Below are 24,621 nucleotides of genomic sequence, written 5' to 3' on the forward strand. Positions count from 1 at the left end.
CTGTATGTTAACAAAAAAACAATGGGAGCATTGTCTAGCGGAAATGGATCGTATGTTTCCTGACGCACATTGTGAGCTAGTACATGACAATCCGTTTGAACTGACTATTGCGACGTTATTATCGGCACAGTGTACGGATGTACTGGTTAACAAAGTAACGAAAACATTGTTTCAAAAATACAAAAAGCCAGAAGATTATTTAGCGGTATCCTTAGAGGAGCTGCAACAGGATATTCGATCCATTGGCCTGTATCGCAATAAGGCAAAGAATATTCAAGCATTATGCCAAAGGCTATTAGAGGAATACGAGGCCGAAATACCTGCAAGTCGAGAAGCACTAGTGACATTGCCCGGTGTTGGTCGTAAGACGGCTAATGTCGTGTTGTCTGTAGCTTTTGACATTCCTGCTCTTGCAGTGGATACGCATGTAGAGCGAGTATCTAAACGATTAGGACTTTGTCGCTGGAAGGATTCAGTACTTGAAGTCGAAGAAACAATTATGAAAAAAACACCGATGGACAAGTGGTCGAAAACACATCATCAGCTAATTTTCTTCGGTCGTTATCACTGTAAGGCTCAAAACCCTAACTGTCATACTTGCCCTTTGCTTGATGATTGTAGAGAAGGACAAAAGCGATTAAAAAAAGGGCTGGTGAAGGAAGCGTGAATGTAGGGGCAATCGAAAAGGAAAAAATAGATGCTTGGTTTGCAGAGTGGATAGAATTAGAAGGCAAAATTCATGCAGCTCATGATGCAAGAAATGGTGAAGCAAAAGGATTGATGGAAAAGGCTATTTCATTGTTTGAGCACTTAGTACAAGAAGCAGGCGATGAAGTGTTGCCCATTAATGGTGTAGAACGACTAACCTTTATTAAAGCAAAGCCTGGTCAATATGCTTGTTATCGTCAGCTCGATGAGTTATTTAAGGAAACAAAAAAACGAGCAGCACGGTTACGTTTACAGGCTGCTAAAAAGTAATGCAGACGTATCATCTCAGCAAACTGAGCGAGGGCACTGAAAAATTCCATATCATCTCACTTCGCGAGGTATTCAACGATTAAATCGTTGAATACCTCGCTTTTTTCATTTGGCACTGTGACCCTCCTGTTGTTTTCCGAAGCATTCCGCTCGCTTTCCGCGGGCGAGCGTCGAGCCTCCTCCTACGCTTCGCTACGTGAGGGGTCTCGTCTGTCTCGCTTTCCCGCAGGAGTCGAGCGATGCTTCTCCAAACAACGCAATGTATCATACTTATTTTAGTCACGCTTTCCTTTAAAAGAATTGTGCAGGTGATGCCCCTGATGATTTCAAATCAAGAAACCCTTAATTTAAGTCCATACATGGCGCATTACGGAGAATATTGTTTAGACAATGGACGTAATTCCATTCCTCCAATTCGCATGATTTTGTTTGAATAAAATTGCAATTTACATCTTTTGTTGTTTTCCGAAGCATTTCGCTCGCTTTCCGCGGGCGAGCGTCGAGCCTCCTCCTACGCTTCGCTACGTGCGGGGTCTCGTCTGTCTCGCTTTCCCGCAGGAGTCGAGCGATGCTTCTCCAAACAACGCAATGTATCATACTATTATTTTAGTCACGCTAATAAAAGAATTAATGTGCAGGTGGTGTCCCCGATGATTTCATATCAAGAAACCCTTAATTAAAGTACATACATGGCGATCTATGATATTGTTGTGCCAAAAGATAATATACTTCGCCCAGATCAATGAACTTATTGATTCTCAAAGGAACCACAATTACCAAAGCTGAATGTCTTAAAGAAGTCGTGGAAGATTTCCAAGAACATTTAAATTACTCTTCTGATGCGGATGCGCGAAAAGGGCATAAAACGGCGGAATCCTCTTTCTTCGGGTACAAGACATATTGCGAGAGTGATAAACGAATTATTACAGCGGCTGTCATTACAACCATGAAGAAAACAATGGGAAATATCTTCTTAAAATAATTGAAAAAAGCACACAAGCAGGTATGAAAATTACAATGCAAAGTATGTCTAATGAGAGAGGACTGTTTTCAAAAAGGGCGCAAAGCGTAAAACGTATTCTGTCACAATCAAGTCAGATACATATGTCGAACAAGAAGCATTTCAAAATACGGAAGCATTTAAGCAGTTAGCTGCAAATCGCTACAAAGTAGAAGCCAAGAATAGTGAATTAAAAAACGGACACGGGTACGATACGTGGTCTATTTGGCATCGAAATTCAAGGTGTCACAACGATTTGAAATGGATATTAAAGCTACTAAACGAAAATAAATAAGGAATAGAGACAGAAATAAGGCACTTCCTGTTCAAAATAGAACAAGAAGTGCCTTATTATTATCTGGAAAAGGTTCACTATTATAAAAAAATGTAAGTTTTTCAGTGCCTCGTGTTAAGCTACTCTGCTTTTTTTATTCAGTACTACCGGCGCCCTCATCTGGAGGGGTTGGTTCAGTTGGCGTTGTTGGTGGCTTGTTACCATTATTGTTGCCATTGTTTCCTGGTGGGGTACCGCCATTTCCGGCATTGCCGTTGTTACCATTGCCGTTGTTGCCATTCCCGTTAGTGTTACCATTTCCATTTCCATTTCCATGATTGTTGTTATTGTCAGTGTTACCATTTCCGTTCTCATTTTGGTTACCGTTTTCCTCGGTATTACCATTTTGATCAGGGTTTGTCGGTTCCTCAACATCAGGTTCATCCGGAGTATCTGGCTCTTCATTTTCATCAGTTGTCCCAGTTACTTCGAAGGAAGTTGTCCCTGGTTTACTGCGTGTACCATCTACAACAGCTACGACAGAAATCGTGTAATTGCCATCTTCCAGTGTATTGCTAACTGCTAAGCCTTTACTTTCCGTTTTACCAAGGGAAATAGTTTCTCCACCTTTTTTAGTAGCGGATACCTCGAATGTAGTTGGTAGCGGTTCATTTGTTTCCGGATTAAGCATTGCATCATGCTCCCAAGAAATATTGATAGATTGACCTTCTAAATCAAGGCTTGCACTTACATTGTAAGGTGTTGAAAGTTCTGGCATTGCGTATTCATCTGAAACTTCATTAGGCTCTGTACCACGTACGAATAGCTCTGTTTGACGTTTCTCATTTGGCGTAAAATTACTAGCTAATTTTAGTGGCTTTGAGCCTACTTCAATTGTAGCTTCCACAACTGACTTTGGTTTTTTGAAACGTGGTGTTTCTACGTTCGCCGAAATATCTTTCATAATTTGTTTGAATAGATATTGTGGTAAACGACGTTCATCCCAAGTAGTAATAGGATCAAAGTGATCTTCATAACCACTCCAAACAGCGATTGAATAGTTTGTTGTGTAACCAGCAAACCATGAATCCGGCACACTTGTGCCCGGTAAATTATGCTTATTAAAATCAGCATTTGAATAGTTTGTTGTACCTGTTTTACCTGCAATATCTAATCCAGATACATTGGCAGCAGTACCTGATGCATCAGGCTTATTGCCGACAACGTCACGTAACATATCTGTCACCATATAAGCTGTATAATCGCTCATTGCTACAGTAGGCTCTGGTGTGTAGTCTTTTGTTGTTTTACCATCGCGGTATACGATTTTTGTAATCGAATAAGGATCAGTATATACACCATTATTCCCGAATGCTGCATAGGCAGCCGCCATTTGTGTAGGAGACATCGTAATATCTCCACCACCGATCGCGTCAGATTCATAAACATTTTCAGAATGAATACCTAAACGACCAACAAATTCTGTTGCTTTATCTATACCAACTTCTTGTAATGTTTTAACAGCTGGAACGTTACGTGAAGCATATAAAGCTTTACGTGCTGTTATTGCACCCATATATTTGTTATCCCAGTTTGTAATGGTTTGATTCGAGTTTGTGTAGTTCATAGGTTTATCTACAAGTGTTTGACCAGTTGACCATTTTAAATTTTCAATTGCTGGTCCATAATCTAGTAATGGCTTCATCGTTGAGCCAGGTTGATGTTTTAAGTCATATGCATAGTTGAAACCACGTTCAGGCCCAAATTTGCGACCGCCACCGATTGCTTGAATTTGACCAGATTTCGTATCAATGACAGCCACACCTGATTCAATCTTTTCTGTTGGGAAGTTACTGTCATCTTTCATAATGTTTTCAACAGTTTGTTGGGCTTTCGGATCAAGTGTTGTATAGACTTTAATTCCTTCTGCCATTGCACTACCATCACCGTTTTTCTCTAGTTCATTAATAACAACATCAAGGAAGGCATCGTATTTAGAGCCAGTAAATTTTTGACGTGTCGCATCGTCAGCTAGACCAGCTTGAACGTTTACTTTCTTTGCTTCTTCCATCTGAGCTTTTGATATTTTTCCATGTTGATACATTAATCCTAGAACCGTATTACGGCGTTTTTCTGCAAGTTCAGGATTTTTTAATGGATTATAAGCATTTGGGCGTTGTACTAAACCTGCAAGTAATGCTTCTTCATCTAAAGTTAAATCTTTTAGTTCTTTCCCATAGAAATATTGGGCTGCTGTACCGAAGCCATAAACACGACCTGACATCAGCATTTTGTTAAAGTACATTTCAAAAATTTCTTCTTTTGAATATTTACGTTCTAATTGGTAAGCAAGCCAAGCTTCCTGTGCTTTACGTTTTAATTTTTTCTCATTTTGTAAAAATGAGTTTTTAACAACTTGCTGTGTTAATGTAGAGGCCCCTTGTGCTCCGAAGCCATCACGGAAGTTAGCGAGTATTGCGCCACCAAGGCGATAAAAATCCATACCACCGTGCTCGAAAAAGCGTACATCTTCCGTTGCAAGGATAGCGTTAATCATATCCTTTGGTATATCTTCATATTTTACATATTTACGGTTTTCTGCTCCTATCGTTGCAAATAAATCACCGTTTTTATCATAGAACTCTGAGGAAACTGGATCCTTCAGTAAGTTTTCATCTAGTTTAGGTGCGGAACTTGCATAATAGGCGAATAACCCAGCACCTCCAATAAAACATGCAGCAACTATAGCTACAAGAGTTAACGTAATGCGCTTGAACCATTTTTTCTTTGAAGGTTTAGGAGCGCTTTTTTTATTTTTTTGAGCGAGAGCCTTTTGATGCTCACCGCGTGTTGGACGACGTTCAGTCATTCTACAATCTCCTCACTTTCAGAACCATGGCTTTGCGCTTTAATGAGCTGTTGGATAATCGGTAAATAATCGATACGTGGGTAATAGCTTGTTGGAATTTCAAAAGCTTCCTTTTCAATAGTTGAAAAGGGGATCGATTTACGTTCTCCTTTTTCCATCGCTAGCCAGGCCTTTTGTAAAACATCGTATGGCACGATAAAATATCGTTCAAAAGCTGAAAAACGAACGATAATAAAAGCCACACCATTTTGTTCCGTCACTTGCTGCATATGTGTCATTTGATGTAAGTGAATATTCTTTAGGGGAAAACTGGTCTTTGAAGCTGTTTCTTTAGCATCAAAATCAATATAATGCCCATTCCAAACACCGTTGTAATCTGTTGTTGATGGCGTTCGAAAATAAGCCTCACGAATAACTGCAGCGCTTCGTGATGGGTACTCTACTTTGACGATTTGCACGGGAACAGGTTTCTTATGAATGATAGCAAGTCGTCTTTTTACATAATAATCGTTTGCTTCATTAATTTCATCTTCTAGTGTTTTTCCTCGATTACTAAAAGAAAAATCTTTGTCCTTCCCCTTTTTTACTGTTTTTTGAACAGTAGGATTAGGAGAATACAATTTCCCATTCGGATAACGAATTGTCATTTAGTTCACCCTCTATAATACTGCTATTATACAATAGTTTACCATGATTAAGTAGCAGTTCTCCACTTCCATTAATAGTATAATTGATGTTAGATAAGAAACGTTTAGAATTACCGACTAATGATGGATCTTTGGGCAATTTTCGCCTCTTAAAGTCGAAAAATATCATGTAATATAACTAGTTCTTTCACGTGAATCGTCAAAATAACTGATGAAATTTCTAAGTGAAATAATAGAAAAAACTGTACTCCGCGTTAGCTTTTTACCTAGATTACTATTTTGAAGACGAAGAAATTTAATAGACTACTTCAATTAAATTTTATCGAAATACTTCTTCTTTCAGCTAACTTACGCTTATTTTGTCACGCATGAAGGTTATTTTATACATGCGAGGAATACTTAAATTAAAGCAAAGGAGGCGTTATTTTGAACAAGTTTAAACAATTAGTTGCCCAGTTGGATCTAGTCAATCAATTACTGTTAACGAGAGTGTCTTTGGAAAACAACGCTCAAAGCATGAATTTTTTTATGCAGCTCAAATCTGTTAGCCAGAAAGTAAGCTTAGCAGAAAAGAACTGGCAAGTAAAGAATGCTTGTTCGCCTATTAGTAGTGAAAAATGATAGACTTTGGTACACTTATCTCATATGCAATTTAAATAACTCATTATGAGTGTTTTTTATACATTAATTACCACGATAGTGGGCGTACAATAATGGCATTTACAAATCATGTAGTGTTAATTTGCTCGTGAGCGTATATAGATTAATAAGAGATTTTTTGTTGAGCGAGCTTTAGTTTTATGTAGCGACAGCTACAAGTGATGTTTTATGTCATTATTGTTTAACTGTTTCAGAACATTAACCTAAAATGATACTATGCGTTTAGGTTCATACGAATGAATCATGAGCAACAGTTAAAATACGAACTTCTCAATTAGAGATAAAAGAAGCTACGATAATATTTTAAGACTATTACCAAAAGTTAAGGGAATATTTGTTGGCGTGAGACTGAGCGGCTCTTTAAGGGTAGCGTCAAAGATGAGAGCTATAAGAGAACGAAGTCAAAGAACATCGTGTTCTAAGTTCACGCAGCTTTTGTACGACCAACATTCTTTTAGTCCAAGTCGCTCATCGGACGTCCGCTAGGAAAGTGCCTAGTTGGAACCCTATATTTTGGTAATGAGCCTTAGTGATGAGATGAGGTGCGAATTGTTGTTAATACAGCAAACTTCCAAATTAATAGATGAATGTGAAAAATGTGTTTCACGCTTCTGGCAAATGCGTGAGGAGAATCGAACGCCCGACTTTTTTGCTGAGGTTAAGCCACACGCTGATGTCATTCACCAGCTTTTAAAGGAATGGCAGCAGGAGGCGAATGGGTGGATTGAAAAAAATAAGCCAAAATATATGCATACACAACAAATTGCTTCAGCGGTGGAGTCGATGGAGCAATTTGTTGTGCAATCTTTTTATAAAGAAACAAGTAAAAAGCGTTTTTTAGATGCAATTCATTCAGCCTCTTATACGTTTAAAAAAGTTGAACGGCTAGTGAAGGAGATAGAAACAGATGTTATCGAAAAAAAGAACCATTAGTGAACTGTTAAACGAGTGGAGATATGATGAGGAGTTGAAGGAACGTATATTACATTGGCAAACGCTAGAAGGGCGAGATGCTAAATATGCACCTTTTCCAGAGAATCTACATCCTTCACTTGTAAAAGCTCTTCGTACAAGAGGAATAGAACAACTGTATACCCATCAACGTCAAGCTTTTGATTACGCGGTGGAGGGTGTTTCCTTTACTGCCGTTACACCAACAGCATCTGGAAAATCATATTGCTACCATTTACCGGTTCTTCAAAAAATATTAGAGGATAAAAATTCACGCGCGATTTATTTATTTCCAACGAAAGCTTTGGCGCAAGATCAGAAAAATGATTTAAATGAATTAATAGAACAAAGCGGTGAAGAAATTTTAAGCTATACGTATGATGGGGATACTGCGCCTGGTATTCGTCAAAGGGTTCGTAAGGCAGGGCATATTGTGATGACAAATCCTGATATGCTTCATTCGGGGATTTTGCCACATCATACGAAATGGGTTTCACTATTTGAAAATTTGCAGTATATCGTCATTGATGAGTTGCATACATATAAAGGTGTGTTTGGCTCACATGTTGCGCATGTAATTCGAAGGTTAAAGCGTATTTGTGAGTTTTATGGCAGTAAGCCGATTTTCATTTGTACATCAGCAACTATTAAAAATCCAAAAGAGTTAGCACAAGCTTTAACGAATGAAAGCCATTCTTTAATCAGTGATTCCGGAGCGCCAGTTGGGAAAAAAACATTTCTTTTTTATAACCCACCTATTGTTCATAAAACATTTGGTGTTCGTAGAAGTGCTGTTTTAGAGGTGAGCGATCTCGCAAAAAGATTATATACAGCAGGTATTCAAACCATTATTTTTGCTAAAAGTCGTGTACGAGTAGAAATGATTGTAACATACTTAAAGGAACTTACACGCAATAAACTTTTAGATGAATCGGTGCGAGGTTATCGAGGTGGTTATTTACCATCTGAGCGACGTGTTATTGAACGAGGTCTTCGTGACGGTACTATTCAGACGGTGGTTAGTACAAATGCGCTGGAATTAGGTGTCGATATAGGCCAATTACAAGCATGTATCATGACAGGATACCCAGGAAATATCGCAAGTGCTTGGCAGCAAGCAGGTCGTGCTGGCCGTCGTCAGGACGAGGCGCTAATCATTTATGTAGCACAATCGGCAGCGCTTGACCAGTACGTAGTGAACCATCCACTTTTTTTACTTGGCAGTGCACCAGAGGAAGCACGTATTTATCCTGAAAATATGCTAATTTTAATGGATCATTTGAAATGTGCAGCGTTTGAGCTACCCTTTTCCTCACATGATACGTATGGTGAATATGAGATTCAGGAGTTACTTGAATACTTATCAGAGGAAGGCGTTATTTTTAAAACGAGTGAAAAGTGGCATTGGATGAGTGATCGTTTTCCTGCTCATGATATTAGTCTTCGCTCTGCTTCACAAGAAAATGTCGTAATAATTGACATGACTGTCCCTGCGCAAACAAAGGTTATTGGTGAAATGGATCGTCATAGTGCGATGACATTGCTACATGAAGAGGCTATTTATTTGCATCAGGGCATTCAATTTCAAGTAGAAAAGCTTGATTGGGAAGAAAAGAAAGCGTTTGTACGAGAAGTAGATGTCGATTACTATACTGACGCTAATCTTGCAGTTGAGATGAAAGTACTAGAGGAAGATCGGAGCAGAGATTATAAGAGTGGTGTTATTGGCTTCGGTGATGTCGGCTTAGTCGCGCAGGCAACGATCTTTAAAAAAATACGCTTCGGTACACACGATAATATTGGTTCTGGCCCAATTCATCTACCACCTGACGAAATGCATACAAACTCATCTTGGCTATCATTCTCTACGCTAGAAAAATGGTCGGAGGCCGAGTTAACGGATGCTATGACAGGAGCAGCATATGCGATGAATGCCTTCATCCCTCTGTTCATTCAATGTGATAGTAGTGATGTAGCAGTTGTTCCGCAGGTAAAGGCAACTCATAATGAGCAACCGACATTTTTTGTTTATGATAAGTATCCAGGCGGTATTGGATTAAGTGAAAAGGTATATGATTTATGGGAAGATTTATTATCGAAGACACAGGAACATGTAGCGAGATGTGCTTGTGAATCAGGCTGTCCATCTTGTATAGGAGCTCAAGATAGCTTACAGCAATCGAAGAAAAAAGTGATGGAGTTATTAGAAATTTTAAATTGAATGACAAAGAGGGATTGAGGGGGAATGCTAAAGTTAAGCCTCAAGCCCTCTTCTTATGAGAGAAAATAGCATTTAACGGTTGTACTACTTTTACATTTGGGCAATTTTATTGACTCTAAGAAATATTCGATAAAGATTTGCGTAATTATTTTCTCCGATGTGTTGATTCTTTATCCACTTAAAGTTGCTTATGGGGAATTTTGCTCTGCGATGAAGCATTGTGATAAGGACATTCTACTATTCTCACTACAATATTTTCTCTTTGTGCAGAAGTTAATAATTCGTTATGATTACAGTAAGCGAAGAAAAAGTTTTAGCAATTTTACATGCAGAAAATGAGTGAAGGAAATGTCTTACGAAAATAAAATTTTACAAATGAAAAAAATGCTCGGTAAAAAAACGACAACAACTATAAAAAAAGAGGAAAAACCTGCTTATCAAAAACCAGTTGCTCCAAGCTATACTGAGCGGTGGGAAAAGGCGGGACTAACAGTTGTAGAAAATGAGTACGGTATTGTTTTTAAACGACAGGTGCAGTATCCGTTTAATTATCAGCATGGTCATTATAAGTTGCAGTCATTTTTTGATGCGTTAGTAAAATGGCAAGAGGCAAAGTTCGAACATCCATATGCGTTAGCAATGAATGAACCAGTATTATTTTTTGATACGGAAACGACAGGCTTAAAAGGTGTAGGCACACAAATTTTTCTTTTAGGCTTTTTAGAAGTATCTGAAGAAGATGAAAGCTTTATGTTAACGCAATATATTCTAGCCGATCCTGCACATGAGGCTGCTTTACTTTTTGAATCAAAGCTTTGGCAAAAAACAGCTACGGTTATTACCTACAATGGAAAAAGCTTTGACTGGCCGCAGCTTGAAACACGGTGGACACTCCACCAAAAAGAATTACCGAAACTGCGTACACAACGGCAAATCGATTTGTTGCATAGTTCAAAGCGTTTATGGAAAAATGATATGGAACGAATGAAATTAAAATCTGTGGAGGGAGAGAAGCTTGGCTTTTCCCGCACAGGAGATATACCTGGATATCTTGCACCTATTATTTATTTAGATGCCATCAAAAGCGGTGCTCCAGATGCGCTTATGAAAGTCCTTCTTCATAATGAATGGGATTTACTTTCACTGATTACACTTTATGTCCACTCTACAAATTTGCTATTTGAAGAGACGAGTGAAGAATCGGCAAAGACATTTACAAATATCGGTAAATGGTATGCTGATTTAAAAGAAAGTCCACAGAGTGTAAAGGTTTTAGAAAAGGTAACGACGCAATTTAATGCACTTGAAGCAGGAAATGCACATTATTATTTAGCCATCCAACATAAACGAAATAAAAAGTTTAGTGAAGCGATCAATGCATTTGTGTCCGCTCTCCATTTCGTTGATCAAAGAAAAAAGTTGCATGTATTAGAACAGCTCGCTATGATATATGAGCATCAAATGAAAGATTATGACCAGGCTCTTTACTATACTCAAGAGGGCATAAACTTAATTAAACAGAATGAGCAATGGAGAGTAGAGCAAAAGCAGAAATGGGGAATTTCTTGGGAAAAGAGGTTACTCAGATTAGGAAATAAGAAATAATTTCCCAGGTAAGCGCAAGAAACGACAAGTTTAGCCTTACATTTGATGTTTTCAGACGATATAATATGATGAAGTGTGCTATAATGTAACGTATGTAGTGTGAGGAAGGGCGATGTGAATGGATATTAAATTAACGTCAAAAATGATCCTTGAAAAGGAATTTAAGAAAAATTTTAAAGGCTACAATGTTGAAGAAGTCGATTCATTTCTTGATGAAATAATACAAGACTATGAAACGTTTGAAAAAGTGGTGGCCCAACTTCGTGAAGAAAATAAACAGTTAAAAGAAGAAATTGATAATACTCCTAAGAGACAACCTGTCGCATCGGCAACAGGTACGACAAACTTTGATATTTTAAAACGTCTTTCGAATTTAGAGAAACACGTATTTGGTAGTAAGTTGTACGAATAATTTTTTATCAAATATATTGTATTTATCATAAAACTCTAGTATAATCTTTTTATCATCATGAAATTCGGGTAATCGCTGCGGCGCTAGACGTCGTAGAGGAAAGTCCATGCTCGCACGGTTCTGAGATGACCGTAGTGTTCGTGCTTACTGAAAAAATAAGGTAAGGCAGCTGAAAGGCTGACGGCGGAAGGAAAACCTAAGTCTTATTGATATGGTTGAAACTTCCTGAAAGTGCCACAGTGACGTAGCTTGCTTGGAAACATGCAAGGTGGAACGAGGTAAACCCCACGAGTGAGAAACCCAAATTATGGTAGGGGCACTCTCTAGAAGGAATTGAACGGATAGAGGGACAGAGTTAACTCTGTAGATAGATGATTACTACCCGGCCGTACGAGGCAATTAGCTGTTTGAGTACTCGGGAACAAAACATGGCTTATGGAATTTTTTGATGCTTATTTATGAAATGACAAGCGCTCTCCAATTTGGTGGAGAGCTTTTCTTTTGAATACAGTAAGAAAAAGTTACTTTTAAATCATGCCTAGGCATGCGCGATATACGTTTGAGAATTAGAAGACTGTACACTGTTGGTCATTTCGATGGTGCCTCATGGCTTGGTGTTTTTACTGATACAAGTCAGTTAGCCGTTATCGCATGGATGTGATGAATTTAGTCTGATGCTTTGCTTTCGCTACATAAAACGCTTGTAACTACCATTTCGCTTACATTACATAAAACATTGATAAAAAAGTTAAACGTTATCGCAACGATGTACATATTGTCTACATAAAAAGTAGACTGGCGCAAAAGCGCTTTTCTAAATAATGAGGGTAGTAAAGAGAGATAGGATGGAGCGAAAACATGAACAGAGTGAACGATAGTCTGGAGAACCTAAATTCGATTACCCAATATCCTACTGCCTTGATGACAAAAATCTTCGAAAATGTATCTGAAGGCATTATGATCACAGATAAAGAAAAAAGAATAGAATTGGTCAATCCTGCATTTGAATTTGTAACTGGCTATAAGCGTGATGAAGTGGTTGGAAAAACGCCAGCCGTTCTACAGTCAGGTATTCATGAATTGCAATTTTATTTAGATATGTGGCAAAAGATACGACAAGAAGGTATTTGGCAGGGGGAAATATGGAATCGTCGGAAAACTGGAGACGTGTATCCAGAATGGTTAACAATTGTTGGTGTAGCCAACGATGAAGGAGAGATTACAAATTACTGTGGTATTTTCACAGATTTGTCTGAAAGAAAAATAGTAGAAAATGAACTCGAAAAGCGTTTGTTAACGGACTCATTAACAGAAGTATCAAATCGATTTGCATATATTGAAAGAATGGATAATTTATTGGAATCAACTTCTACTATTTCTCATTCAGTACAGCATGCAGTTTATTTTTTAGATTTAGATAGATTTAAGCAAATTAATGATACGCTAGGTCATGCAGTCGGAGATACTATTCTAGTAGAGGTGGCAAAGCGCTTAAAATCATTGTTGAAAAATAAAGATATCATTGCTAGATATGGCGGTGATGAGTTTATTATTACGTTAACAAATGTGAAGAATGCCAAAGAAGCTGCAAATTTTGCTGAACAAATTATTGGGATTATTGAACAGCCTTTGGATGTTAATGGTCAAGATATCTTTATTTCTACTAGTATTGGTATTAGCATGTACCCATTAGACGGTGAAACAACGGAGCAGTTGATTCATTGTGCTGACAAGGCCATGACTTATTCAAAAAAGAATGGCCTTAACGATTATGCGTTTTATTTCGATGAATTGAAGACGGATGCTCAGCGTGTTTTATTATTAGATTCAGAACTACGGAGAGCAATCGAAAACCGGGAATTTGAGCTGCATTTCCAACCTAAAATATCTATGGAAAAGGAAGAGATTCAAGGTTTAGAGGCACTTGTTCGTTGGAATAGTGAAAAGCTAGGGTTTGTCTCTCCTGCAGAATTTATTCCTTATGCAGAGGAAACAGGATTAATCATTCCTTTAAGCGAAGTGATTATAGAAAAAGCTTGTGAGGCTGTTATTGAGATGCGACAATGTGGCTATAAGGCCCCGGTTGCCATTAATGTTTCTAGCATTCACTTTAAGCAACAAAACTTTTTAGACTCTGTACAAACGATATTAGAACGATATAACACATCTGCTAATAATTTTGAAATCGAAGTGACAGAGCGTACTGTAATGAACAGTGCAAATGAAACGGTTAGCAAGCTTGGGCGACTTAAAAAAATGGGCTTTAAAATTTCTATTGACGATTTTGGGACAGGCTATTCGTCACTTAGTTATTTAGTTCGCTTTCCTCTTGATTATTTAAAAATCGACCGAAGCTTTATTCAACATATTGGCGCACTCGAAGAAAAACAGGCCGTAGTGGATGCCATTATTCAAATGTCGCATCGCCTAAAAATGAAAGTTGTTGCCGAAGGTGTAGAACAAGCACAACAAGTGGATATACTACGTAAAATGAACTGTGATATAATTCAAGGCTATTATTACAGTAAACCGTTGCCACTTCATGAACTTATGAAGTTTATGGAGTATTGGGAAATTGAACATCAAGGAAGGAATTAGTGTATGGCAAACTATAAATTAGTAGCAACTGCCGCAATGGGATTAGAGTCAATTGTGGCACAAGAGGTAAAGGCACTAGGCTATGAAACAACAGTTGATAACGGCAAAGTGTATTTTGAAGGTGACGAAACGGCCATTGCAAGAACAAATTTATGGCTACGTGTAGCAGACCGCGTAAAAATTGTTGTAGGTCAGTTTCCGGCAAAAACTTTTGAACAGTTGTTTGAAAGTGTAAAAGCGCTACCTTGGGAAAAATACCTACCAGTTGATGCAGCTTTCCCAGTATCAGGGAAGTCTGTTAAATCGAAATTATTTAGTGTACCAGATTGTCAGGCAATTACTAAAAAAGCAATTGTAGAGCGCATGAAACAGCATTATAAGCGACTAGGGTTTTTAGATGAATCCGGTGCAACCTATAAAATTGAAGTTTCAATCTTAAAAGATGTGGCTACACTTACTATTGATACATCGGGTACAGGCTTGCATAAACGCGGTTATCGTCAAGCACAAGGTGAAGCACCATTAAAAGAAACATTAGCAGCGGCACTCGTTCAAATTTCAAAATGGAATCCTAATCGACCGTTCGTTGATCCATTCTGTGGTTCAGGTACAATCGCATTAGAAGCTGCAATGTTTGGGCAAAATATTGCACCGGGCTATAATCGTGAATTTATTTCAGAAGATTGGCCATGGATGAAGGCAAAAATTTGGGATGCAGTGCGAGATGAAGCGGATAGCTTAGCGAACTATGATCAACCATTAGAAATTTTTGGGTCTGATATAGACCATCGCATGGTGAGTATAGCCCAAGAAAATGCATTAGAAGCGGGCTTTGGTGATATAATTACGTTCAAGCAAATGCAAGCACGTGATTTTACAACACAGTTAACAGATGGTGTTATGATTGGTAATCCTCCATACGGTGAGCGTATTGGTGATATCGAAGTCGTAGAGCAAGTAATTCGTGATTTAGGAAAAGTCATGAAAAACTATCCGACTTGGTCTGTGTACATGCTGTCTTCAATGAAAAACTTTGAGGAATTGTACGGTCGTCAATCGACCAAGAAGCGTAAATTATTCAATGGCTTTATTGAAACGAATTATTACCAATTCTGGGGACAAAAGTCTAAAAGAGATTAAAAAACGATAACGGAAGATAAGATTTTTTCTTATCTTCCGTTTCGTCGCGTATAATAGGACCAGATAGTTAGAGGGGGAACGTCAATTGCGTAAATCTTTACCATTTGTATTAACAAAGGATCGCTCATTTTTTGAGTCATTAGGTGACTGGATGGGTGACGTCCTTTATGATGAATTACCTGAAAAGGGCTTTGAATGCCGTGATGAACAAATTTTTATGGCCTATCAAATTGAGCAGGCTTTAAAAGAGAAAAATGTGCTTTTTGCAGAGGCAGGTGTAGGGACTGGGAAAACAATTGCCTACTTACTACCGGCTGTATCCTATGCACGCTATACTGGTAAACCAGCGCTGATCGCATGTGCTGATGAAACCTTAATCGACCAGTTAGTAAAAGAGGGCGGAGATATTTATAAACTACAGAAAACGTTAGGTCTTGAAATTGATGTTCGCCTAGCAAAATCACGAGACCAATACTTATGCTTAAAACGTTTTGAGGAAGCAGAAAAAGTAGAAACTGATGAATGGATCGATGATATTGCGTTTTCTATACCTGACGGAGTATACGCACAGGGTTCGATGATTGCTATACAACCTTATGGTGAACGTAGCGATTATCCAACTGTTAGTGATGAAGATTGGCAAAAAGTAAACTACAATTCAATTATGCAGTGTTCAGTATGTGACCTGCGTAATAGATGTGGTCAAACATTACATCGCGCACATTATCGTAAATCGGCAGATCTCATTATTTGTTCACAAGATTTCTTAATGGAGCATTTAGCAACAAAGGATTCCCGTGAACGTGAAGGTCAATTAGCTTTATTGCCTGAAGTGTCAATGATTGTGCTAGATGAAGGTCATTTATTGGAGTATGCTGCACAGAAAGCAATGACGTATAAAGTACAGGCGACAACAATTGTTCAATTGTTAGAGCGTTTAATGGTAGATGGTGTGCGAGAACGTACATTATATGCGATGGAAAAATTACAAGATGATCACGAGCTATTTTTTGACCAGCTACGAGATGATCTAGTAGCTTCTGAAGAAGAACGTAAACGAATTAATAAATCGTCAAATCTGTTGAAATACGGTAAACAACTTATTGCTGATGTTGAAACATTACTTGAGGAATTTGTTTTTGAATCTGAAATGTATATGATTCCAGAGTATGAATTAAATATGGCAGAAGAGTATTTAGAACAATACGAGGCATCTTTACGTATTTTCGTAGCACAGGGAGATGCTGTTGATTGGTTAGAGGAAACTGATGGGGAGGAAACGCTCGTAATTATGCCGCGTCTCATCACAGAAGTTTTAGCAGAAAAATTATTTTCTAAAAAACTGCCAATAATATTCTCTTCAGCGACTTTATCAGTCAATAAAGATTTTTCATATATTGCCTATAGCTTAGGAATTCGTGATTATCAGTCGTTCTCTGTTCCTTCGCCATTCGATTATGAAGAAGTTATGCGAATCTATTTACATGAGCTATCGCAAAAAGGGAAAACAACGCGTGTTCAACAGCTGTTACGTGATGGCGAAAAAACATTAATCTTATTTAAATCAAAGCAAGCGATGTTAGATTTTAAAGCGGAATTACCTCTTATGGAACGGATGTATGTAGCGTTTGAGGGGGACCGTGAACTATCAGGGATTGTTCGTGATTTCCAAGAAGGCACCATCAAAACATTATGCTCCTATCATTTATGGGAGGGTCTAGATTTGCCGGAAGAGGCATTAACACGAGTGATTATTTTTGATTTACCTTTCCCTCCACATGATCCTTTATTTGATGCGAAACGTACATTTGCAGAAAATCCATATGAAGAAGTGGAATTACCGTTCATGCAACTTCGTTTACAACAAGGAATGGGCCGTTTAATTCGTACTTCAAATGACCATGGAGATATCCATATTTTGCTGAATGAAGAAGAAGCAAAGCAACGTGAAACATTTGAAAATATATTAGCTGTTACACCAGAAATAAAGTAGAAAAAAGCGAGATTGCACCTGCTGCAATCTCGCTTTTTTTGTAAAGTAAAATAATATTTTTATCGTGAGATAATGTAGAACTTGAAAAAAGTGTTGAATATTTCTCTTTTAAGTTATATAGTTCTTTGTAATGCAACGAAAATTGTTGAAGGAAATTATTTTTTATATTGAAAATAATTTTGCAAAAGGTTTATAATGATGAAAAGGAATTTTAAGAATAATCAAATTAATAGTTGGTTATTTTGTGATAGGGGGTTTGAGCCTGTCGAACATTCAAACGTTGTGCCAAAAATATACGAGCTTATCTGCAATAGATGTAGAAAAGTTAATAGAAATAGAAGCTACATTATCGTATTATGCTGAGTTGACAGATTGTTATATGTTCATAGATTGCATGCTGGAAAACTTACCACATGCCATTGTTGTAGCAGAGGCTTTCCCAAAAACAGAATGGGGCTTATACGAAAAATCTGTAATTGGTAAGTTTGTCTTCGAAAGCTTCGAGCCAGCAGTATTTACTGCTTTTAAAAATAAAGAAAAATCGTCCATTACTAGAGCCATCACACAGGAAGGTATAACGGTTGAACAAAACGTTGTCCCTCTCTTTAATGACAACCAGCAGGTTATTGCAGTGTTGATCCAGGAAAAACAGGTGGTTATACAAACCACACCTAAAAGCGATTTTCGACAAATGCCTTTTGCATTAATTGAGCATATTGTAGAGCAAAATTCTCAACCGATTCCAGTAGTTTCTGATTTGCTAGTAGAATCTATTATTCTCACAAATCATGAGAACAAAGTCATCTATAGCAACCCTGCCGGCTACCGATTAATATCCGAACTATCAGGGCTAGAACGTTTTGACAACGTTGCATTGAATAAGATTTTACCTTTTTTACAGGAGGTCTATGATAAAGGTGACGATGTCTTTTTCTTAGAAATTACGATTGATCGTAAATCCTTTATAGTGAAAAAAATTCCTATTCGACATCAAAACGATAAAGTGACACTCCTCATTATTCATGATCTTACAGAGCTAAAGTTGAAGGAAAATGAATTAATGATGAAAACATTTGCTATACGAGAAATTCATCATAGGGTGAAAAATAATTTACAGACAGTTACAAGTCTATTGCGCTTGCAAATGCGAAATGATTTGTCAGCTTCCAGTGCAAGTGCTTTTCTAGAGGCGTTAAATCGAATATATAGTATTTCATCTGTTTATGAACTTATTTTAGAAAATGAGGATAATGCTGAAGAGAAAGTGGACGTTATCGCGTTGTCTAAAAAGATTGGCAATAAAATGGTTGGGACATCCAACACACCATCTATTCAGTTAACTTTTCATGATGATAATGTACAGTTATTTTGTCATTCTAAGAAAGCTGTTTCGCTCGCGTTAATCATTTGTGAGCTACTGCAAAATGCACTGAAATATGCTTTTATTGGTCGTGAGGAGGGTAAAATCGACATTCAATTTCAACAGGATGCTTCCACTATTTCACTAGATATTTCTGACAACGGCGTTGGAATGCAAGAGGTGAAGGCATCATTTGGAATGGAGATTATTATAAGGCTTGTTGAATATGATTTAGCTGGCGCATTTTCAATTATCCCTAGTGAACAAGGTACACATACTCAAATTCAGTTCCCTGTAAGTGAGGAGGTATTTATCCTAAATGACTAGGAAAGTTATGATTGTCGAAGATGAGTCACTTATTGCAATTGATTTGAAGTTTATGCTCGAGGATAACGGCTACGAAGTGGTAGCACAAGCGAATAATGGAGAATCAGCAATTGAGTTGGCTTTTACACATAAGCCACAGTTAATCTTAATGGACATTAAAATGCCAAAGTTGGATGGTTTAAAAGCAAGCAAAATTATTGAACAGCAGCTCGGTATACCGGTGCTATTTATTTCAGCTTATAGTGAAAAAGAATTGTTACTGTACATGAAGCAGGATAATATTTTAGGCTATGTCATGAAACCATTTTCTGAGAGGAATGTCCTGCCAGCGTTGGAAGTGGCGTTTCACCAGATTGATAAGTTCAACCGCCTAAACGGAGAATTGCTGCATAAACAAACAGAATTAGAAAAGCGAAAGATAATCGAACGAGCAAAAGGGTTGCTTATGAAGGCAGAAAACCTTAGTGAGGACGAAGCTTATAAAAAAATTCGCACTGAGAGTATGCGGGCTCAACAGGAAATGGCGCTAATTGCAAGGCGCATTATCAATACCTTACAAGTAAATAGTTAAAGCAAAGACGCTTTGAAGAGGTTTCCTCTTTCAATGCGTCTTTTTTTTATAAATAGAAAAATCAAAGGGGGGATGAGAAGGATGGCAATGATAGGAACGATAATCGTTTATATTATTATGATTTGTGCAGTTTTAGGGGCAATCGGAGCAATTCGAGATGCTGAATATGGAATCGGAAAAGAGTTTATGAATGGTATTCATACGGTTGGACATATTTTTGTACCTGCTGCAGGGATCATGGCTGCTATACCTTACTTAACATGGTTTATAAGTCATTTTATTAGTCCGATTTTTGAATGGATTGGTGCTGATCCAGCAATTGCAGCCACAACAATTTTAGCTTCGGACATGGGAGGATACCAATTAGCAAATGCGTTAAAGGAGTCTTATGAAGGATGGGTTATGGCTCTGGTGGTAGGGTTTATGTCAGGCGCAACAATTGTGTTCTCTATTCCAATGGGTCTTGCCATGTTAGATAAGCGAGATCATAAATATATGGCTTTAGGTATTATGGCGGGTGTTTTAACTATTCCGATTGGCGCATTTATATCTTCTATTTTGATTGTGATATTCAATACAGATGTTCGTGAAGTAATTAGTACAACAGCGGCACCAACATATGTTTTTGCCATTTCTGTTTTACAAATATTAATTAATTTATTGCCTTTATTTATTTTCGTCGTGTTAATTGCGTTAGGTCTAAAACTAATTCCAAATGGCATGATCAAAGGTTTCATGATTTTTGGACGCGTGATGGATGCGGCTATCAAGCTTGTTCTAGTGTTCTCAATTGTAGAAATTTTCACAGGTATTTTTACAAAGGTTTTTGGTGCATGGGGCTTTGATCCGATCATGGCGGATAAAGTCGATCAATTCCGGGCACTTGAAACTGCTGGGTACATCGGTATTATGCTAGCGGGTGCATTTCCAATGGTGTACTTAATAAGAAAATATGCATCGAAACCTTTAGAAGCAGCAGGTGGAAAGTTAGGCCTTTCATCAGTAGGAAGCGCAGGTATTTTAGCGACAATTGCTAACATTTTAGCCATGTTTACACTTATTCGACACATGCCACCGAAAGATAAGGTCATTAACATTTCCTTTGGAGTTTGTTCAGCATTCCTTTTAGGGGATCATTTATCGTTTACGGCTAACTTCCAACCGACCATCATTTTACCAGTAATTACTGGTAAATTTTTGGCGGGTGTTATCGCAATTATCTTAGCCTATAAGCTATCTGTTCCAACTGCTTTAAGGCTTGAACAAGAGGATCGTAAGGCAGGGATTATTAAAGAAGGTGAATACCTAACAGATAAAAATCTTGAAAGAGGTGATGGGGTGTGAGTGAAGAAAAGAAACGGTTTATTCAGGAATTTGTGCCAGGTAAGCAACTAACATTGAGCCATCTAATAGCAAATCCTGATCCAGACATGTTTCAAAAGTTGGGCATTCAAGAAGCGGGTGCACTGGGCATCATGACATGTACACCGAGTGAGACAGTAATTATTGCAGGAGATTTAGCAACAAAGTCAGCCAATGTAAAACTAGGGTTTTTAGATCGCTTTACTGGCAGTCTTGTTATTGTTGGTAGTGTTTCTGAGGTTGAAATGGCGATGTTAGAGATCAATCGTTTTCTATCAGAGATGCTAGGCTATACACCATCAAAAATAACGAAATCATAGGATGTGCCGTATGAAAAATCGAGTAATGATAATAGGCGGTGTGCAAGCAGGTAAGTCGACACTGATGAATGCGTTATTGGGGAAAGATGGACAAGCTAATAAAACACAGGCGCTCGTTTATGATGACTGGATTGTTGATACACCTGGAGAATATATAGAAAATCCGATGTATTACAAAAACATCATGGCAACATCGCTTGAAGTGACACATGTGATTTATTTGCAGGATGCCACGTCATCAAAGAGTGTTTTTCCTCCGCAATTTAGCTTAGGAATTCCCAAAATACAAATTGGTGTCATAACAAAAATTGATGCACCCCATGCAGATGTAGAGAGAGCAACAGCGTTAATACAAAATGTCATGACGCATGGTCCAATTGTGAAAACTTCTTCGTGGCAAAAGCTTGGTATTGAATTTATTGCGCTACTTATTCAGATCAATTCTGACGAAGAAATTCGTCAATTTGTGAAGGATCGTGATAGTCCTTATCTCATGTATTGCCAGTAATGGCTAGAGGGGGAGTAAGTTGAAGACAGAAAAAATTTATAGTGCAGGCATTGATATTGGGACAAGTACAACAAAGATGGTTGTCAGTAGTTTTCTGTTGAAAAACGTTGCAGGTGTAACGCATGTGCCGCGAATTGAAATTATTGACAAAACGGTTCTACATCAAAGTCCGATTATTAAAACACCATTTATCAATAAAGAAATGATCGATATGGAAAAAATCGAGCAATTTATTTTTCAACAATATCAATTGGCCCAAATTGCACCAGCAGACATTTCGACAGGTGCCATTATCATTACGGGCGAATCTGCAACAAAGGAAAATGCTAGCGAAGTTGTTCATGCGATTTCAGATGCAGCCGGACACTTTTTAGTCGCTACTGCTGGCCCGGATTTGGAAGGTATTATTGCAGCAAAAGGCGCAGGTACCTTACAACAATCTAAAAATACAGCCAAAATTATCGCGAACATTGATATTGGTGGTGGTACGGCAAATATAGCAGTAATGCAGTTCGGAGAAGTAATGGGGACGTGTACATTGCATGTCGGTGGAAGACTTATAGAATTTCAGAATGGCAATGTCCAATCGATTTCACCACCCCTTATGAAACTGATGGAGAAATGGTCAAAGCCATTGAAGGTTGGCGATTCAGCAGAAGATGTTCGTGTCGCAAGACTAATCCAAGAGATGGCGGATATTTTAGCGAAGACGCTAAGCGGACAATTAACAGACGAACAACATCCATTATTGCTAGGACATTTACCAACTTGGAATAAACCTGTTGAAGCAATTGTTTTTTCCGGTGGAGTAGCTGCCTGTATTTATGAAAATGAATGTTCAAGTCGTCAGTATGATGATATCGGAGAAAAATTAGCAAAAAGTCTTTTGCAGCATGAACAGCTACAATCCTTTTTATGGCTAAAACCAGAGGAAACAGCTAGGGCAACAGTGACTGGTGCGGGTACGCAAACAACTGAGATTAGTGGTGCAACGATTCAGGTAGATGCAGAAGTATTACCTTTAAAAAATGTACCTGTCTTTGATTGCCATATGGATACGAACAACAAAGAATTCGACTATGCGGTGAAAACAGCTATTGAACGAGCCGATGCTCTATTTTCTATACAGGAGAGTCGCTGGCCGTTTGCACTCTATTTTAGTCAGTTACCATATTTAAGTTTTCAGGACGTCCATGTATTATGTGAGGCTATTTTGAAGCATTTAGCGACGAGAAGCTCCAAGGAAATACCAATTATCATAGTCATTCAGTCAGATTATGCAAAGGTTATTGGGCAAACGATACAAGCACTCAATCAAACAGTTCCCGTCATTTGCATCGATCAAATCAAAGTAGAAACAGGTGATTATATTGACATTGGGGAAGTACTACCTTCTGGTGTTGTCCCGGTCGTTGTAAAAACACTTGCTTTCCACTCAAAGTAAGGAGGATGAATGTGAATCTATCGGTGATATTTGGTGGAGAGAAATATAATTTTAATTCATTAAAGGATGTAATGGCCAAGGCCAATGAAGAAAAATCAGGGGATCAGCTAGCTGGAATTGCGGCTGAATCTGTTCAGCAACGAATTGCGGCAAAAGCTGTTCTAAGTGAGTTATTAGTAAAGGATATAAGAGAACATCCATTAGTTCCTCCTGAAAATGATGAAGTAACACGCATTATTGAAGGAGATATCAATGAGCAAATTTATGGAGAAATTAAAAACTGGAGTATCGAGCAACTAAGAGAATACATTTTATCCAATGAAACAGGCGATCGGGAATTAAAACGATTAAGCAAAGGCATGAATTCAGAAATTATTGCTGCGGTTACAAAGCTGATGTCCAACTTAGATCTCGTCCATGCTGCCAATAAAGTGGAAATACTGTCAACTTGTAATAGTACGATCGGACAAAAGGGCACACTTTCCTCAAGATTACAGCCGAATCATCCAACAGACAATATTGACGGTATTATCGCTTCATTAAAAGAAGGATTGTCCTATGGTATTGGCGATGCGGTTATTGGGATTAATCCAGTCGATGACTCAGTTGAAAGTGTGAAGAAAGTATTGCAAGCCACAAAGGAGTTTATCAATGATTGGTCGATACCTACGCAAAACTGTGTGTTAGCACATATTACAACACAGATGAAGGCTATTAAACAAGGTGCTCCAGCCGATATGATTTTCCAAAGTATTGCCGGAACGGAAAGTGCGAATCGCTCGTTTGGTATTTCTGCTGACCTAATAAGGGAAGCAGAGGAGCTTGTGAAAAAGCAAGGAACAGGAACTGGCCCGAATTTATTTTACTTTGAAACTGGGCAAGGTTCAGAGCTATCTGCTGAGGCACATATGGGGATTGACCAAGTAACACTTGAATCGCGAAATTACGGCTTTGCTAGACATTTTAATCCGTATATTGTGAACACGGTTGTTGGCTTTATTGGACCGGAGTATTTATACAATAACAAACAGGTTATACGGGCAGGACTAGAAGATCACTTTATGGGCAAAATGCACGGCATCCCAATGGGCGTTGATATTTGTTACACGAACCATATTAAGGCAGACCAAAATGATATTGAAGATTTAAGTGTTTTATTAACAGCTGCTGGTGTCAACTTTATTATAGCTGCACCGATGGGCGATGATATTATGCTGAACTATCAATCCATGAGCTTCCATGATGTCGCTACATTACTTCAAACGTTTGGTAAAAAACCAGCACCTGCATTTCTAGCATGGTTAGAAAAAATGGGCATTTATGAAAATGGTTATCTATCTGCAAGAGCTGGCGATTTATCAATATTTGAAAGGTAGGTGAG

Annotated in this window: 19 protein-coding genes, 1 other RNA gene and 1 pseudogene; 19 read left to right on the forward strand and 2 right to left on the reverse strand. The window is 38.1% G+C overall.

Annotation, left to right across the window (positions count from 1 at the left end; translation table 11 throughout):
- The first annotated feature begins 4 nt into the window (after positions 1-4).
- The 3 genes and pseudogenes from nth to MOK21_RS24045 all read left to right on the forward strand — a co-directional run.
- On the forward strand, positions 5-667 hold the full coding sequence (gene nth / locus MOK21_RS00190) for an endonuclease III (RefSeq protein WP_249071666.1): 663 nt from the start codon (positions 5-7) through the stop codon (positions 665-667).
- Positions 664-978, forward strand: a complete 315-nt coding sequence (locus tag MOK21_RS00195) for a YpoC family protein (protein WP_249071668.1) — start codon at positions 664-666, stop codon at positions 976-978. Before nth ends, MOK21_RS00195 begins: the two co-directional genes overlap by 4 nt.
- A gap of 1,015 nt (positions 979-1,993) precedes the next feature.
- A pseudogene (locus MOK21_RS24045) lies at positions 1,994-2,238 on the forward strand (transposase); the annotation flags it as partial.
- Between the two features lie 168 nt (positions 2,239-2,406).
- On the opposite strand, the gene MOK21_RS00205 reads toward MOK21_RS24045, so the two are convergent.
- Both MOK21_RS00205 and recU read right to left on the reverse strand, forming a co-directional pair.
- The gene (locus tag MOK21_RS00205; RefSeq protein ID WP_249071670.1) at positions 2,407-5,121 is read right to left on the reverse strand and encodes a penicillin-binding protein 1A; all 2,715 of its coding nucleotides are present in this window, start codon (positions 5,119-5,121) and stop codon (positions 2,407-2,409) included.
- Complete coding sequence (gene recU, locus MOK21_RS00210; RefSeq protein ID WP_249071672.1) at positions 5,118-5,768, reverse strand: Holliday junction resolvase RecU; 651 nt, start codon at positions 5,766-5,768, stop codon at positions 5,118-5,120. The genes MOK21_RS00205 and recU overlap by 4 nt, the downstream gene beginning before the upstream one ends.
- Before the next feature lie 426 nt (positions 5,769-6,194).
- Between recU and MOK21_RS00215 the strand changes: the two genes are divergently transcribed.
- From MOK21_RS00215 to MOK21_RS00290, 16 genes are all read left to right on the forward strand, one after another.
- Entirely contained in the window at positions 6,195-6,389 is a 195-nt protein-coding gene (locus MOK21_RS00215) for an endonuclease (RefSeq protein ID WP_249071674.1), read from the forward strand.
- 588 nt (positions 6,390-6,977) lie between these two features.
- On the forward strand, positions 6,978-7,361 hold the full coding sequence (locus tag MOK21_RS00220) for a YppE family protein (RefSeq protein ID WP_249071675.1): 384 nt from the start codon (positions 6,978-6,980) through the stop codon (positions 7,359-7,361).
- Positions 7,336-9,600 (forward strand): DEAD/DEAH box helicase, encoded by a 2,265-nt coding sequence (locus tag MOK21_RS00225; protein ID WP_249071677.1) that lies wholly within the window; start codon positions 7,336-7,338, stop codon positions 9,598-9,600. The genes MOK21_RS00220 and MOK21_RS00225 overlap by 26 nt, the downstream gene beginning before the upstream one ends.
- Before the next feature lie 348 nt (positions 9,601-9,948).
- On the forward strand, positions 9,949-11,205 hold the full coding sequence (locus tag MOK21_RS00230; protein ID WP_249071681.1) for a ribonuclease H-like domain-containing protein: 1,257 nt from the start codon (positions 9,949-9,951) through the stop codon (positions 11,203-11,205).
- Positions 11,206-11,323: 118 nt separating this feature from the next.
- Positions 11,324-11,617 (forward strand): cell division regulator GpsB, encoded by a 294-nt coding sequence (gene gpsB, locus MOK21_RS00235; RefSeq protein WP_132359074.1) that lies wholly within the window; start codon positions 11,324-11,326, stop codon positions 11,615-11,617.
- Between the two features lie 60 nt (positions 11,618-11,677).
- Positions 11,678-12,058: RNase P RNA component class B (rnpB, locus tag MOK21_RS00240), an RNA gene on the forward strand.
- A gap of 417 nt (positions 12,059-12,475) precedes the next feature.
- Positions 12,476-14,215, forward strand: coding sequence for a GGDEF domain-containing phosphodiesterase (locus MOK21_RS00245; protein ID WP_249071685.1), 1,740 nt, complete (start codon positions 12,476-12,478; stop codon positions 14,213-14,215).
- Positions 14,216-14,218: 3 nt separating this feature from the next.
- Positions 14,219-15,355 carry a THUMP domain-containing class I SAM-dependent RNA methyltransferase gene (locus MOK21_RS00250; protein WP_249071687.1) on the forward strand — a complete coding sequence of 379 codons (1,137 nt, stop codon included), beginning with the start codon at positions 14,219-14,221 and terminating at the stop codon, positions 15,353-15,355.
- 85 nt (positions 15,356-15,440) lie between these two features.
- Complete coding sequence (locus MOK21_RS00255; RefSeq protein WP_249071689.1) at positions 15,441-17,348, forward strand: ATP-dependent DNA helicase; 1,908 nt, start codon at positions 15,441-15,443, stop codon at positions 17,346-17,348.
- Between the two features lie 256 nt (positions 17,349-17,604).
- A complete protein-coding gene (locus MOK21_RS00260; RefSeq protein WP_249071691.1) occupies positions 17,605-19,035 on the forward strand; it encodes a sensor histidine kinase in 1,431 nt (476 codons plus the stop codon).
- Complete coding sequence (locus tag MOK21_RS00265; RefSeq protein WP_249071693.1) at positions 19,028-19,606, forward strand: ANTAR domain-containing response regulator; 579 nt, start codon at positions 19,028-19,030, stop codon at positions 19,604-19,606. Before MOK21_RS00260 ends, MOK21_RS00265 begins: the two co-directional genes overlap by 8 nt.
- An 81-nt stretch (positions 19,607-19,687) precedes the next feature.
- Entirely contained in the window at positions 19,688-20,950 is a 1,263-nt protein-coding gene (gene eutH, locus MOK21_RS00270; RefSeq protein ID WP_249071694.1) for an ethanolamine utilization protein EutH, read from the forward strand.
- Positions 20,947-21,288 carry an ethanolamine utilization microcompartment protein EutS gene (gene eutS, locus MOK21_RS00275; protein WP_249071697.1) on the forward strand — a complete coding sequence of 114 codons (342 nt, stop codon included), beginning with the start codon at positions 20,947-20,949 and terminating at the stop codon, positions 21,286-21,288. The genes eutH and eutS overlap by 4 nt, the downstream gene beginning before the upstream one ends.
- A 10-nt stretch (positions 21,289-21,298) precedes the next feature.
- Complete coding sequence (locus MOK21_RS00280) at positions 21,299-21,796, forward strand: EutP/PduV family microcompartment system protein (RefSeq protein ID WP_249071701.1); 498 nt, start codon at positions 21,299-21,301, stop codon at positions 21,794-21,796.
- 19 nt (positions 21,797-21,815) lie between these two features.
- Positions 21,816-23,240: an ethanolamine ammonia-lyase reactivating factor EutA gene (locus tag MOK21_RS00285; protein ID WP_249071704.1), complete on the forward strand. Its 1,425-nt coding sequence runs from the start codon at positions 21,816-21,818 to the stop codon at positions 23,238-23,240.
- A gap of 5 nt (positions 23,241-23,245) precedes the next feature.
- Positions 23,246-24,616, forward strand: a complete 1,371-nt coding sequence (locus MOK21_RS00290; protein ID WP_249071705.1) for an ethanolamine ammonia-lyase subunit EutB — start codon at positions 23,246-23,248, stop codon at positions 24,614-24,616.
- Positions 24,617-24,621: the final 5 nt, after the last annotated feature.

The sequence above is a fragment of the Lysinibacillus sp. BPa_S21 genome (genome assembly GCF_023337795.1).
In the GTDB taxonomy this organism is placed as follows: domain Bacteria; phylum Bacillota; class Bacilli; order Bacillales_A; family Planococcaceae; genus Lysinibacillus.